We start from the raw sequence: 13,374 nt of genomic DNA, 5'->3' as shown, positions 1-13,374 counted from the left end.
TCTGGGACTGGCAGGTCATCGGGGTGCGGAGCCGGGTGTCAGGTGGGGAGGACGACGGCGTCGCCGGCCGGCACGGTGACCTTCGCACCGGCGGGCGTCGTCACGGCGGCGTCCTCCTGGGTGTGGTTGATGGCGAACAGGAACGAGCGGCCGTCGGGGTGCGAGCGCCGCACCACCTCCACGCCGGGCGCCGCCGAGACGACGGGCCCGGCGGCGGCCTCGGCGCAGACCGCGGACAGGACCTGGGCCAGCGCCTCGTCGTCCAGCCGGGTGGTCAGGTAGTGCGCGGCGCCGTCGCCCCATTCGTTGCGCGTCCAGGCCGGCTCGCCCGTGACGTACGCGTCGAGGACCTTCGCCCCGGTGGCGTGCGCCAGCTCGCTCCACACCGTCCCCGTCGCCCCCGACTCCAGCCGGATCGGCCGGTCCAGGGGGAAGAACTCCTCGACGGTCACCCCGAGCAGGTCACGCCACGCCCCCGGGTAGCCGCCCAGCCGTACCCGGTCGTGATCGTCGACGATCCCGCTGTACGGCCCGACGAGCGCCACCCCGCCGCGACGGACGAAATCCTCGAGGTTGGCCGCGCCCGCGTCGCTCACCAGGTAGAGCGCGGGCACCAGGACCAGGCGGTAGCCGGTCAGAGGGCCTTCGGGGTGGGCCAGGTCGCAGGTGACGCCGGCCCGCCACAGCGCGGCGTGCCAGCGCTTGGTCTCCTCGACGGGGTCCAGGTCGGCCGTGGGCTGGGCGGGATGGTCCTGGGCCCACACGCTGGAGTGGTCGAGCAGGATCGCCACGTCGGCCTTGACCGTGCTCCCCACCACGCCGGAGAGCCCGGCCAGCTCGGCCCCGAGCGCGGCGACCTCGCGAAAGATCTTGGTGTTGGTCCCGGCGTGCGGCAGCATCGCCGAGTGCCACTTCTCGGCGCCCGCGCGGGAGGCCCGCCACTGGAAGAACATGATCCCGTCCGCGCCCCTGGCCAGGTGCTGCAGGGAGTTGCGGCGCAGCTCGCCGGGCGTCTTGGCGAGGTTGCGCGGCTGCCAGTTGACCGCGCTGGTGGAGTGCTCCATCAGCAGCCAGGGCCGTCCGGCGTTCAGCGAGCGGGCGAAGTCGGCGGCGAAGGCCAGGTCGATGTGCGGCTCGGCGCGGGCACCGATCAGGTAGTGGTCGGTGGAGACCACGTCGAGCTCGGCGGCGAAGGCCCAGCAGTCCATGTCCCAGTGCGCGCCGGCCATGAGGTTGGTGGTCACGGGCACGTCCGGGGTGATCGCCTTGAGCGCGTCGCGTTCGGCGACGTACAGCTCGATGAGCGCGTCGGAGCTGAACCTGCGGAAGTCGAGCTGCTGGCCGGGGTTGGTGAAGCTGGGGGTGGCGCGGGGCGGCAGGATCTGGGCCCAGTCGCTGTAGCGCTGGGACCAGAACGCGGTGCCCCATGCGTCGTTGAGCGCGTCGAGCGAGGCGTAGCGGGCGCGCAGCCAGGCACGGAAGGCCGCCGCCGAGGTGTCGCAGTAGCAGCGGGCGTTGTGGCAGCCGTACTCGTTGTGCACGTGCCACATCGCCAGCGCCGGGTGGCCGCCGTAGCGGGTGGCGAGCTGTTCGGCGATCCGCAGGGCCTTCTCGCGGTAGATCGGCGAGCTGGGGCAGAAGGCCTGCCTGCTCCCGTGGTGGAGGCGCCGCCCGTCGGCGTCCACGGGCAGCGCCTCGGGGTAGGCGTCGGAGAACCAGGGCGGCGGCGAGGCGGTGGGGGTGGCCAGGTTGGCCTGGATGCCGTTTCCGGCCAGCAGGTCCATCACGCGGTCGAACCAGTCGAAGTCGAACACCCCCTCGGCGGGCTCCATCATGGACCACGAGAAGATCCCGACGCTGACCCGGTTGACGCCGGCCTCGCGCATCAGCGCGACGTCCTGCTCCCACGTCTCCTCGGGCCACTGCTCGGGATTCCAGTCCCCGCCGTAGGCGATGACATCCGGCATGAGCCTGCCTTTCGAGTAGCTGTTAGCGCTCACAGCTTGTAATGCCAGCGTTTACGGGGGATTAAAACGTTCATTGCAGCGCCCGCACAAGACCTTCGTCATGTCCGTGAGACCGTTTCCGCTGGCCAGCAGCCATGAAATTGCCGATGGCCAGGGCGTGTTCGGCCCTGGCGCGGCCCCCGGAAAGCCACGGTGTGCCCGCCTCGCTACAGAATCGATTCAATGCCACCGCCGGGATCGTGGCCGCGATCGGCGAGGTGGGTCGCGGCCCGGCGCGGCGGCCACGAGGGGTGTGCGCGGGCACGGCGCGGCCCTGCGATGGCGGCGCGGCCCTGGAGTCTCTCCAGCAATAGAACGTTTTACTACCGCAGCGAGACCCTGGAGCGCGGTCCACGGCGGTGTCGACGCACTGACTGGCATCCCCTGGGTTTGTACGTTTTAATTGGGCCCCATGGCCATGGTCAGCATCAAGGACGTCGCCGCGCACGCCGGCGTCTCCCCCGGCACGGTCTCCAACGTACTGAACCGGCCCGGCAAAGTCGCCCCCGCCACACGGGAGCGTGTGGAGGCGGCGATCAGCGAGCTGGGGTTCGTCCGGCACGGCTCGGCTTCGACGCTGCGCGCCGGGCACAGCAGGACGATCGGCCTGAGCGTGATCGACATCGGCAACCCGTTCTTCACCGAGGTCGCGGCCGGGGTCGAGGACGTGGCCAGCGAGCTGGGTTACGCCGTCATCCTGGGCAACTCGGCGGGCTCCCAGGAGAAGGAGGAGCGCAACCTGCGGGTGCTGGCCGAGCACCGGGTGCGCGGCGTGCTGATCACCCCGTCCGGGGAGGACCCGGCCCGGCTGGACCGGCTGCGCGAGAACGGCATCAGCGTCGTGCTCGTCGACCATCCGGCGCACCGGCCCGACCAGTGCGCGGTCGCGGTGGACGACGTGGCGGGCGGCCGGGCCGCGGTCGCGCACCTGCTGTCCAAGGGCGCGCGCAGCATCGCGTACGTCACCGGCCCGCTGACGATCAGGCAGTGCCTGGAGCGCCGGGAGGGCGCCAAGCAGGCGATGCGGGCCGCCGGGCTCGACCCCGACGACCTGCGGGTGGTGGAGGCCACGACCATGACCGCGCGCGCGGGCGAGAAGGCCGCCGTCGAGCTGATCGCGGGTCCCCTGCCGAAGGCCGTCTTCTGCGCCAACGACCTGCTCGCGCTCGGCGTGCTGCGCGCGCTGCTGCGGGCGGGGGTACGGGTGCCGGAGGACGTGGCGCTGATGGGCTACGACGACATCGACTTCGCCGCCGCCTCGACGGTGTCGCTGAGCTCGATGCGCCAGCCCACCTACCAGCTCGGCCGCATCGCCACCGAGCTGCTGCTGGACGAGTGCGACAACCCGGACACCCACGCCCACCAGCACATCATGTTCCAGCCAGAGCTGGTCGCGAGGGAGTCGACGCAATGAGCCGCCGTTTCGCCGCCGTGGACCTGGGCGCCTCCAGCGGCCGGGTGATGCTGGCCGACCTGTCGGACGGTCTGGAGCTGACCGAGGCGCACCGTTTCCCCAACGGCCCGGTCCGCTTGGCCGGCCGCCTCTACTGGGACATCCTCGGCCTCTACCGGGAAATCCTGGCGGGCCTGCGGGCCGCGGGGCCGGTCTCGTCGATCGGCGTGGACTCGTGGGCGGTCGACTACGGGCTGCTGGACGAGTCGGGCGCGCTGCTGGGCAACCCGGTGCACTACCGCGACGACCGTACGCGGGGCGTGGCCGAGCGGGTCGCCGAGGAGGTCGGTGCGGAAGCCCTGTACGACGTGTCCGGCCTGCAGGTGCTGCCGTTCAACACGATCTACCAGCTGCTGGCCGACCGGCTCGATCAGGCGGCCACGATGCTGCTGATCCCCGACCTGCTCGGCTACTGGCTGACCGGCGAGGTGGGCGCGGAGGTGACCAATGCCTCCACCACGGGCCTGCTCGACGTGCGGACCAGGACGTGGGCGTCACCCCTGATCGAACGGCTGGGCCTGCCGTCCGGGCTGTTCCCGCCGCTGCGGCAGCCGGGCGACGCGGTGGGCGGGCTGCGTCGCGACGTGGCCGCCGAGATCGGCTGGTCGGCCCCGGTCCGGGCGGTGGGCTCGCACGACACGGCCTCGGCCGTCGTCGCGGTGCCCGCCACGGGGCCGGCGTTCGCCTACATCTCGTGCGGCACGTGGTCGCTGGCCGGGGTGGAGCTGCCGGGGCCGGTGCTGACGCCGGAGAGCCGCGCCGCGAACTTCACCAACGAGGCCGGCATCGACGGCACCGTCCGCTACCTGCGCAACGTCATGGGCCTGTGGCTGCTGCAGGAGTGCCTGCGCGCCTGGCCTGGCTCCGACCTGGGCGACCTGCTGAAGGCGGCGGCGGGCGAGCGGCCGTTCGCCGCCGTGGTCAACCCCGATGAGCCGGTGTTCCTGCCGCCGGGCGACATGCCCGCCAGGATCGCGGCCGAATGCCGCCGCACCGGGCAGCGGCCGCCCTCCACGCCGGCCGCGTACGTGCGGTGCGTGCTGGAGAGCCTGGCCCTCGGGCACCGGCAGGCCGTGCGGCAGGCGATGGAGCTGTCGGGCCGCGACGTCGAGGTCGTGCACCTGGTGGGCGGCGGGTCCCGCAACGAGCTGCTGTGCCGGCTCACCGCGGACGCCTGCGGGCTGCCGGTGGTGGCCGGGCCCGCGGAGGCGACCACGTTCGGCAATGTGCTGGTGCAGGCCCGCGCGGCGGGGCTGGTCTCCGATCTGGCGGAGATGCGCTCGCTGGTCGCCGCGGCCGAGCCGTTGCGCCGCTACGAGCCCTCCGGCGACGCCGCCGCCTGGGCGGAGGCGGCCTCCCGCGTCAGCTGACCCCCCTTGACCTGGGTTTTCGTCCTGTCCGCCGAGGGCAAGAGTCGGACCAGGGGCATCGGGGGTGTCATGGAGTTCGGGTGGCCGCTGCTGCGGCAGCTGACCGGCAAGGACCGGTACGGGCGGGGGCAGGCGGTGAAGTCCGCCCGGACGGCGGCGCTGCGCGCGCGTACGGCCACGGCGGACCGCGTCGTCAAGTCGGTGTGCCCGTACTGCGCGGTCGGCTGCGCCCAGAACGTCTACGTACGCGATGAGAAGGTCGTCCAGATCGAGGGCGACCCCGACTCCCCCATCAGCAGGGGACGGCTGTGCCCGAAGGGCGCGGCCACCCTCCAGCTCACCACCGGCTCGAGCCGGCGGCGCACGGCGCTCTACCGGCCGCCGGGCGCGGCGGACTGGCAGGAGATCGACCTGGCCACCGCCATGGACATGATCGCCGACCGGATCATCACGACCAGGCGCGAGACCTGGGAGCAGGAGCGCGACGGCAGGCGCACCGCCAGGACCATGGGCATCGCCAGCCTGGGCGGCGCCACGCTGGACAACGAGGAGAACTACCTCATCAAGAAGCTGCTGACGGCGCTCGGCGTGGTGCAGATCGAGAACCAGGCCCGGGTGTGCCACAGCTCGAGCGTGGTGGGGCTCGGCACGTCGTTCGGGCGGGGCGGCGCCACCACGTTCATGCAGGATCTCCAGCACTCGGACTGCGTGGTCATCCAGGGCTCCAACTTCGCCGAGGCGCATCCCGTGGGCTTCCAGTGGGTGATGGAGGCCAAGGCGCGCGGCGCGGTGATCATCCACGTGGACCCGCGTTTCACCCGCACCAGCGCGCTGGCCGACCTGCACGTGCCCATCCGGGCCGGCTCCGACGTGGCCTTCCTCGGCGGGATCATCAACCACGTGCTGGAGAACGAGCTGTACTTCCGCGAGTACGTCGTCACCTATACCAACGCGGCCACGATCCTGCGCGAGGACTACCGCGACGCCGAGGACCTCGACGGCCTGTTCTCGGGCTTCGACCCGGGCAACCACACCTACGACCGCACCACCTGGCAGTACGAGGGCATGGAGGCGGTCCCCGCCTCGGGCGCCAGGGACGAGGAGTTCGAGCGGCGGGCCGGCAGGGAGCCGCCGGGGCGCGCCGAGGTGCACGGCGGCACCGGCGCGCCGCTGGACGGCACCCCGCAGCGGGACGAGACGCTGCGGCACCCCCGCTGCGTGCTGCAGGTGCTGCGGCGGCACTTCGCCCGGTACACGCCGGAGATGGTCGAGCGGGTGTGCGGGGTGCCGCGCCGGCTGTTCGAGCAGGTGTGCCGGCACCTCACGGAGAACTCAGGGCCCGACCGGACGGCGGAGTTCGTGTACGCGGTCGGCTGGACCCAGCACAGCGACGGCTCACAGTTCATCAGGGCGGCGAGCATCCTGCAGCTGCTGCTCGGCAACATCGGCCGCCCCGGCGGCGGCATCCAGGCGCTGCGCGGGCACGCCAGCATCCAGGGCTCCAGCGACATCCCGACCCTGTTCAACCTGCTGCCCGGCTACATCCCGATGCCGTACGCGCACGAGCACGAGCGGCTGCGGGACTTCCTGCAGGCGGACGCGTCGCGCAAGGGGTTCTGGGCGAACATGCCCGCCTACCTGGTGAGCCTGCTCAAGGCGTGGTGGGGCGAGGCGGCGCGGCCGGACAACGACTTCGCCTTCGGCTACCTGCCCAGGCTGACGGGGTCGCACAGCACGTACGACACGGTGCTGGCGCAGCTCGACGGCACCTGCAAGGGCTACCTGCTGCTCGGCGAGAACCCGGCGGTGGGGTCGGCCAACGCCAGGATGCAGCGCCTCGGCATGGCGAAGCTGGACTGGCTGGTGGTGCGCGACCTCAATTTGATCGAGAGCGCCACCTGGTGGAAGGACGGGCCGGAGATCGAGACCGGCGAACTGGTCACCGAGGACATCCGCACGGAGGTGTTCTTCCTGCCCGCCGCCGCGCACACCGAGAAGAGCGGCAGCTTCACCAACACCAACCGGTTGCTCCAGTGGCACCACCGGGCGGTCGAGCCGGAGGGGGACGCCCGCAGCGACCTGTGGTTCATGTACCACCTGGGGCGGATCATCAGGGAGAAGCTGGCCGGCTCCCGGGACCCGGTGGACGCGCCCGTGCTCGACCTCACCTGGGACTACCCGGTCGAAGGCGAGAGCGCCGAACCGGACGCGGAGGCGGTGCAGGCCGAGATCAACGGCTGGGACGCACGCGGGCGGCCGCTGTCCGGCTACGCCGAGCTGAAAAGCGACGGCTCCACCGCGTGCGGCTGCTGGATCTACTGCGGCGTCCGGGCCGGCGGCGTCAACCAGGCCGCCCGCCGCAAACCGGCCGCCGAGCAGGACTGGATCGCCGCCGAGTGGGCGTGGGCGTGGCCGGCCAACCGGCGCATCCTCTACAACCGGGCCTCGGCCCGGCCGGACGGCAGCCCGTGGAGCGAGCGCAAGCGGCTCGTCTGGTGGGACGCGGACGCGGGCCGGTGGACCGGCCACGACGTGCCCGACTTCGAGGCGGGCAAGAGCCCCGGCTACCGGCCGCCGCCGGGGGCGCGGGGCGCGGCGGCGCTGTCGGGGATCGACCCGTTCATCATGCAGGCCGACGGCAAGGGCTGGCTGTTCGCGCCGGCCGGGGTGGTGGACGGGCCGCTGCCGGCGCACTACGAGCCGCAGGACTCGCCGGTGGCCAACCCGCTGTACGGGCACCAGCGCAACCCGGCCCGCAAGCTCTACCCGCACGAGGACAACCGCTACCACCCGAGCGGGGACGAGCCGGGGGCGTCGGTCTTCCCGTACGTGGTCACGACGTACCGGCTGACCGAGCACTTCACGGCCGGCGGCATGAGCCGGCACACGCCGTACCTGGCCGAGCTGCAGCCGGAGATGTTCTGCGAGGTGTCGCCGCAGCTGGCCGCCGAGCGCGGGCTGGTGCACGGCGACTGGGCCACGATCATCACCGCGCGGAGCGCCATCGAGGCCCGGGTGCTGGTCACCGACCGGATCGCGCCGCTGCGCCTGGACGGGCGGACGCTGCACCAGATCGGGCTGCCGTTCCATTTCGGGCCCAACGGCCTGGCCAGGGGCGACGCGGCCAACGAGCTGTCGTCGATCTCGCTGGACCCGAACTCGCACATCCAGGAGGTCAAGGCGCTGTCCGCCGACATCCGCCCCGGCCGGCGGCCCCGGGGCGCGGCGCTGACCGAGCTGGTCGAGTCCTACCGGCAACGGGCCGGCGTGACCGGCGACACCGGAACGGAGGCGTGAGGAATGGCCTTCGACCTGGATGAGCGGCTCGGCGCCGGGCGGGTCGGGTTCTTCACCGACACGAGCATCTGCATCGGCTGCAAGGCGTGCGAGGTGGCGTGCAAGGAGTGGAACGCCGTGCCCGAGGACGGCCTGGTCTTCACCGGCATGTCGTACGACAACACCCAGGGCCTGGACGCCGGCACCTGGCGGCACGTGGCGTTCGTCGAGCAGCGCCGCCCGCTCGGCCACCAGGAGCCGGGGCTCGATGAGCAGGACTTCCGCTGGCTGATGGCCTCCGACGTGTGCAAGCACTGCACGCACGCCGCCTGCCTGGACGTGTGCCCGACGGGGTCGCTGTTCCGCACCGAGTACGGCACGGTGGTGGTGCAGGAGGACGTGTGCAACGGGTGCGGCTACTGTGTGCCGGCCTGCCCGTTCGGGGTGATCGGCACGCGGGAGCGCGGCGGCACGGCGGCCAAGTGCACGATGTGCTACGACCGGCTCGGCGCCGGGCAGGAGCCGGCCTGCGCCAAGACGTGCCCGACGGACTCCATCCAGTTCGGCGACCTGGACGAGCTGCGCGAGCGGGCCGAGCGGCGGCTGGAGCAGGTGCGCGCGGCCGGGGTCACGTCGGCCCGCCTGTACGGCCACGACAGCGGGGACGGCGTGGGCGGCGCGGGCGCGTTCTTCCTGCTGCTCGACGAGCCGGAGGTGTACGGCCTGCCGCCCGACCCGGTCGTGACCACCAGGGATCTGCCGTCGATGTGGCGGCACGCCGGGGTCGCGGCCCTCGCCCTGCTGGCCGGGGTGGCCGCGGCGTCGTGGAGGCGTCGGGAGGCCGTGGCCGGGCGAGGGAGGGTGTTGTGAGCCAGACCGATGTGCGGCTGGACGGATCGGCCGAGCTGAGGACCGAGCGCGAGGCCACGCCGGGCTCCGCCGGTCGCAGGCGCGAGCACGCCGTGCCGCCGACGCCGGACTCCGCCTCCTACTACGGCCGGCCGGTGCTGAACGAGCCGACCTGGAAGGCCCCCGACATCGCCGGCTACCTGTTCCTCGGCGGCCTGGCCGGGGCCTCCTCCGCGCTGGCGGCCGCCGCCGCGCTGACCGGCCGGCCGCGCCTGGCCAGGGCGGCCAAGACCGGGGCGCTGTGCGCGCTGGGCGGGTCGCTGTACTCGCTGATCCACGACCTGGGCCGGCCCGGCCGGTTCGCCAACATGCTGCGGGTGTTCAAGGTCACCTCACCGATGAGCGTCGGCACGTGGATCCTGACCGCGTACGGGCCGCAGGCCGGATGCGCGGCGGCCACCGACGTGACGGGGCGCCTGCCCCGGCTGGGGCGGGCGGCCACCGTCGGGGCCGGGCTGACCGGGTCCGCGGTGGCCACGTACACCGCCGTGCTGATCTGCGACACCGCCGTGCCCGTCTGGCACGAGGGGTACCGCGAGATGCCGTTCCTGTTCGCCGGCTCCGCGGCCGCGGCGGCGGGCGGGCTCGGCATGCTGGCCACGCCGACGGCCGAGGCGGGCCCGGCCCGGCGGGCGGCGCTGCTGGGCGCGGCGGCCGAGTGCGCCGCCGCGACCCGGATGGAGCGGCGGCTCGGCGCGCTGGCCGAACCGCTCAAACGCAGCAGGCTGCTGCGCGCCGGCGAGGCGCTGTCGCTGGCGGGCGCGCTGGCCGGGATCACCGTCGGCCGGCGCAGCAGGATGGCGGCCGTCGCCGCGGGCGCGGCCCTGCTGGCGGGGTCGGCGTGCACCCGGTTCGGGATCTTCCGGGCCGGGACGGAGTCGGCCAACGACCCGAAGTACACCGTTCAGCCGCAGCGCAGGCGGCTGGCGACAACGAGAGCGGAGCGTGATCTCACATGAACCGGAAGATCGTCGAATACCTGCCGTTCCTGGGCATCGTGCTGGTCATCTGCACGGCGTCGTGGCTGGCGGGCCGTACCCTTCCCGACCCGGCGGCCCCGGTACGCCGGTAGCAGGCCGAGGCCGTACGATCAGCCAATGACCGAAAAGACCGAAACGACGCCTGCCTGGCTGGCACCGGAAGAGCTGGAGTCCATCCGCGGCCGGATGCCCATCCTCTACATCGACGCCGTGCCCGTGCGTGTCGACGAAACCGGCGTGGTCACCCGCGTCGGCCTGCTGCTACGCATCGCGTCGGACGGGACGGTCAGCCGGGCGCTCGTCTCGGGACGCGTGCTCCACCATGAGCGGATCCGCGACGCGCTGATGCGTCACCTGGAGAAGGACCTCGGTCCCGTGGCGCTGCCCCAGATCCCCGTGTCCCCGCAGCCGTTCACCGTCGCCGAGTACTTCCCCACGGCCGGCGTCACCCCGTACCACGATCCGCGCCAGCACGCCGTGTCGCTGGCCTACATCGTCCCCGTCGCGGGCGACTGCCGGCCCCGGCAGGACGCCCTGGACCTGGTGTGGTTCACGCCCGAGGAGGCGGCGTCCCCGATGGTCCAGCAGGAGATGCCCGGCGGGCAGGGCGTGCTGCTGAAGCAGGCCCTGGCCCACGTCGGCTGCCTGCCCTGACGGGTCACGTGTCAGGGACCGTGTCGGACGTGAGCGCGGTGCGGCGGTGCGGCTTGCGGAAGAGTTGCGAGCGGCCGCCGGCCTCGAAGTCGGCGCGGGCGACGACGCGGCCCCGCCGCGCGGCGGGCAGCGGGAAGCCGACCGAGATCGCCATCCCCGGGTCCACCCGCGCCACGGTGTGCGCGCGGGCCCGGCGCGGCCCGTCGATGCCCAGCCTGACCTCGTTCCACGGCACGGCGGACCCGTTGTGCAGCGTCACGACGATCTCGTCGCCGGTGATCTCCGTCTTCAGCCCGTACGCGATCCGCGGGTCGTCCCCGATCGACGCGTCCAGCGTGGCCAGCAGCTCGCCGGCCAGGTCGGGCCGCTCCGCGGCGAGGTCTCGCTGCTCGCCCGGGTCCGTGGACAGGTCGTACAGCTCGATCCGGCCCTCGGGTCCGGCGCCGGCGATGTTCGGGGCGAACCTGATCGCCTTCCACCGGCCGCGGCGGATCGCCTGAGCCTTGTCCGGCCGGTTCCACACCAGGTGGTCGTGCCTGGGCGCGCCGTCACCGGTGAGCAGGCCGCGGAAGGAGTGACCGTCGAGATGCGCGGGGGCAGGGACGCCGGCCACGTCCGCCAGCGTCGGGAGCACGTCCCAGGCCGCCACCGGCTGCTTGACCACGCGCGAGCGCAGCCCGGGCGACCAGGCGATCAGCGGCACGCGGATGCCGCCCTCGTACACGTCGCGCTTGTCGGCGCGGAAGGGGCCGTTGGAGTCGAACAGCTCCGGCGTCACGCCCCTCTCCCGGTGCGGGCCGTTGTCGCTGGTGAACAGCACCAGCGTGCGCTCGGCGAGCCCCGTCCCGCGTAGCGCGTGCAGCAGCGCGGCCACGTCGTTGTCGAGCCGCGCCACCTGCGCGGCGTGGCGCCGGTTGGGGCCGGTCCACGGCATGTCCTCGTACGGCCCGGCGTCGCCGGCGATGACGCTCGGCGAGTGCGGCAGGGTGCTGGCGAAGTAGAGCAGGAAGGGGCCCTCGCCCTCCTGCCGGATGAACTCGATCGCCCGCTTGCGGAACAGGTGCGGCGCGTACGACGTGCCGTCCAGCCGCACCTTGGCGCCGTTGTCCCACAGGTACTTGGGGAAGTACTGGTGGGCGTGGCGGTGCCCGATGTAGCCGAAGAACTCGTCGAAGCCGCGCATGTTCGGGTGCGAGGCCTGGCCGGACGCCTCGGGGCCGAAGCCCCATTTGCCGATGCACGCCGTCCGGTAGCCCGACAGCTGCAGCAGCTCGGCGAAGGTGAGGTCGGCGTCGGTGAGCGAGTGCTGGGGCCCGCCCTCGGGGTTCTCGCGGACCGTGCCGTGCCCGGCGTGCAGCCCGGTGAGCAGGGCGCAGCGGGAGGGGGCGCAGAGCGGCGCCCCCGAGTACGCGGTCGTGAACCGGACGCCCTCGGCCGCCATCCGGTCCAGGTTCGGCGTGTCGATCAGGCGCTGTCCGTTGCTGCCTATCTCACCCCAGCCGAGATCGTCGGCAAGGATGACGACGATGTTGGGGCGCGACGGCAGGTCGCCGTCGGGAGCGGCCGCCGCGGCGGCGGACGGTGCGGCGGCGGACGGTGCGGCGAGACTGGCGAGGGTTCCGGCGAGCACGGCACGGCGAGAGGGCCCGTTGATCACGAAGGGCAACATATCGGAGCCCCAGGCGAATGGCGGGCAAATCGCAGGCGAACTCTGTCACAGACGCGCAACCGTCACCATGGGGTTCGGTTCCATTTCAGGACATGTAATCCCACTTCCGGCAGATGTCATGCAGTTCCTCAGGCACCTCATCAGGCGAGGGCAGCGGCCGGCCGGCGACGACCGTACCGGTGCGGATCTTGTCGCGCCAGTCGCCGATGCCCTTGACGAAGCCGCCGTGGTCCTTGTTCCCGTAGTGGAGCATCCCGGCCTCCCACTCGATGCCGAGGAACAGGCAGAGGCGGCGCAGTTCGGCCTCCGGGTCGGCGACCAGGGCCTCGTACCGCAGGGTGAGCCCCTCCAGGTGGGTGCGGGCCTCCTCCAGGTACGTCATGTAGCTGAGCGTGCGCGGCACGGCCTCCTCCATGGGGCGTTTCCCGGGGTCGGCCTCGTGCCAGGACTGCACGATCGACATCGGGTGGCGCAGCAGGAAGACGAAGCGCGCGTCCGGCCAGCAGGTGGCGATGCGCTTCCAGACGAAGACGTTGCTCGGCGTCTTCTCCACCATGATCTGCTTGCCGCTGCGGCTCAGCTCCCGGTGCAGCAGCCGGTCCCAGACGATGTGCTCGATGTCGCTGTGGGCGTGGCCGAGCAGCTCCATGGCCTGGCGTACGGGCTCGGTGCCCAGGCCGACGGTCACCCGCCTGAAGTGCGTCTCGATCGGCGAGTGCACCCGCGAATGGCTGTTGAGCATGACGCGCAGCAGCGTGGACCCCGACCGCACGGACGACAGCAGGAAGACGGGCTCGCGCAGCAACCGGTCGTACGCCGGATCGGCGGGCGGGCGCACCGTGTCGCCGGGGAGCCGCTGCAGCTCCAGCGGAATCTTGGGCGGCGGCGGCGGTTTGGGCGGCTCCTTCCCCAGCCGTCGCGTCAGCGTGTATCCGGTCAGGCCCTCGAGCGTCGCGTTGGCCCGGTACTTCCAGCTCATGGGCCTACAAGGTAGAGACAGCCAGTGAACCGCAGGTGAATCCGGCCTGTGAACCTGTTGTCGCCTCTCCTCCGCGCG

General features: G+C 72.6%; 9 protein-coding genes. 6 read left to right on the top strand and 3 right to left on the bottom strand.

Annotated features, from left to right (window positions below; translation table 11 throughout):
• Window positions 1–38 precede the first annotated feature (38 nt).
• Window positions 39–1,967 carry a beta-galactosidase gene (locus tag ACIBX3_RS32645; RefSeq protein WP_397123699.1) on the bottom strand — a complete coding sequence of 643 codons (1,929 nt, stop codon included), beginning with the start codon at window positions 1,965–1,967 and terminating at the stop codon, window positions 39–41.
• A gap of 451 nt (window positions 1,968–2,418) precedes the next feature.
• On the opposite strand from ACIBX3_RS32645, the gene ACIBX3_RS32640 reads away from it, so the two are divergent.
• From ACIBX3_RS32640 to ACIBX3_RS32615, 6 genes are all read left to right on the top strand, one after another.
• A complete protein-coding gene (locus ACIBX3_RS32640) occupies window positions 2,419–3,420 on the top strand; it encodes a LacI family DNA-binding transcriptional regulator (protein ID WP_397123697.1) in 1,002 nt (333 codons plus the stop codon).
• Window positions 3,417–4,829, top strand: a complete 1,413-nt coding sequence (locus ACIBX3_RS32635) for a rhamnulokinase family protein (protein ID WP_397123695.1) — start codon at window positions 3,417–3,419, stop codon at window positions 4,827–4,829. Before ACIBX3_RS32640 ends, ACIBX3_RS32635 begins: the two co-directional genes overlap by 4 nt.
• Before the next feature lie 69 nt (window positions 4,830–4,898).
• Complete coding sequence (fdh, locus tag ACIBX3_RS32630) at window positions 4,899–8,126, top strand: formate dehydrogenase (RefSeq protein ID WP_397123751.1); 3,228 nt, start codon at window positions 4,899–4,901, stop codon at window positions 8,124–8,126.
• A 3-nt stretch (window positions 8,127–8,129) separates the two neighbouring features.
• Window positions 8,130–8,975, top strand: coding sequence for a 4Fe-4S dicluster domain-containing protein (locus ACIBX3_RS32625; RefSeq protein ID WP_397123693.1), 846 nt, complete (start codon window positions 8,130–8,132; stop codon window positions 8,973–8,975).
• Entirely contained in the window at window positions 8,972–9,973 is a 1,002-nt protein-coding gene (gene nrfD, locus ACIBX3_RS32620; RefSeq protein ID WP_397123691.1) for an NrfD/PsrC family molybdoenzyme membrane anchor subunit, read from the top strand. The genes ACIBX3_RS32625 and nrfD overlap by 4 nt, the downstream gene beginning before the upstream one ends.
• Before the next feature lie 138 nt (window positions 9,974–10,111).
• The gene (locus ACIBX3_RS32615; RefSeq protein WP_397123689.1) at window positions 10,112–10,648 is read left to right on the top strand and encodes an NUDIX hydrolase family protein; all 537 of its coding nucleotides are present in this window, start codon (window positions 10,112–10,114) and stop codon (window positions 10,646–10,648) included.
• 4 nt (window positions 10,649–10,652) lie between these two features.
• Here ACIBX3_RS32615 and ACIBX3_RS32610 read toward each other — a convergent pair whose 3' ends face one another.
• Complete coding sequence (locus ACIBX3_RS32610; protein WP_397123687.1) at window positions 10,653–12,305, bottom strand: arylsulfatase; 1,653 nt, start codon at window positions 12,303–12,305, stop codon at window positions 10,653–10,655.
• 97 nt (window positions 12,306–12,402) lie between these two features.
• Complete coding sequence (locus tag ACIBX3_RS32605; RefSeq protein WP_397123685.1) at window positions 12,403–13,296, bottom strand: sulfotransferase; 894 nt, start codon at window positions 13,294–13,296, stop codon at window positions 12,403–12,405.
• Between the last annotated feature and the right edge of the window lie 78 nt (window positions 13,297–13,374).

The sequence above is a fragment of the Nonomuraea sp. NPDC049480 genome, from assembly GCF_044465905.1.
Classification (GTDB): Bacteria; Actinomycetota; Actinomycetes; order Streptosporangiales; family Streptosporangiaceae; genus Nonomuraea.
The sequence above is the reverse complement of the archived record's forward strand: the minus strand, read 5'-3'. Positions and strand labels throughout refer to the sequence as shown.

What these genes read in the sequence shown, in the direction of transcription:
- ACIBX3_RS32645 (WP_397123699.1), bottom strand. Translation starts at nt 1,967, where the DNA reads ATGCCGGATGTCATCGCCTACGGCGGGGACTGGAATCCCGAGCAGTGG.
- ACIBX3_RS32640 (WP_397123697.1), top strand. Translation starts at nt 2,419, where the DNA reads ATGGCCATGGTCAGCATCAAGGACGTCGCCGCGCACGCCGGCGTCTCC.
- ACIBX3_RS32635 (WP_397123695.1), top strand. Translation starts at nt 3,417, where the DNA reads ATGAGCCGCCGTTTCGCCGCCGTGGACCTGGGCGCCTCCAGCGGCCGG.
- fdh (WP_397123751.1), top strand. Translation starts at nt 4,899, where the DNA reads ATGGAGTTCGGGTGGCCGCTGCTGCGGCAGCTGACCGGCAAGGACCGG.
- ACIBX3_RS32625 (WP_397123693.1), top strand. Translation starts at nt 8,130, where the DNA reads ATGGCCTTCGACCTGGATGAGCGGCTCGGCGCCGGGCGGGTCGGGTTC.
- ACIBX3_RS32615 (WP_397123689.1), top strand. Translation starts at nt 10,112, where the DNA reads ATGACCGAAAAGACCGAAACGACGCCTGCCTGGCTGGCACCGGAAGAG.
- ACIBX3_RS32605 (WP_397123685.1), bottom strand. Translation starts at nt 13,296, where the DNA reads ATGAGCTGGAAGTACCGGGCCAACGCGACGCTCGAGGGCCTGACCGGA.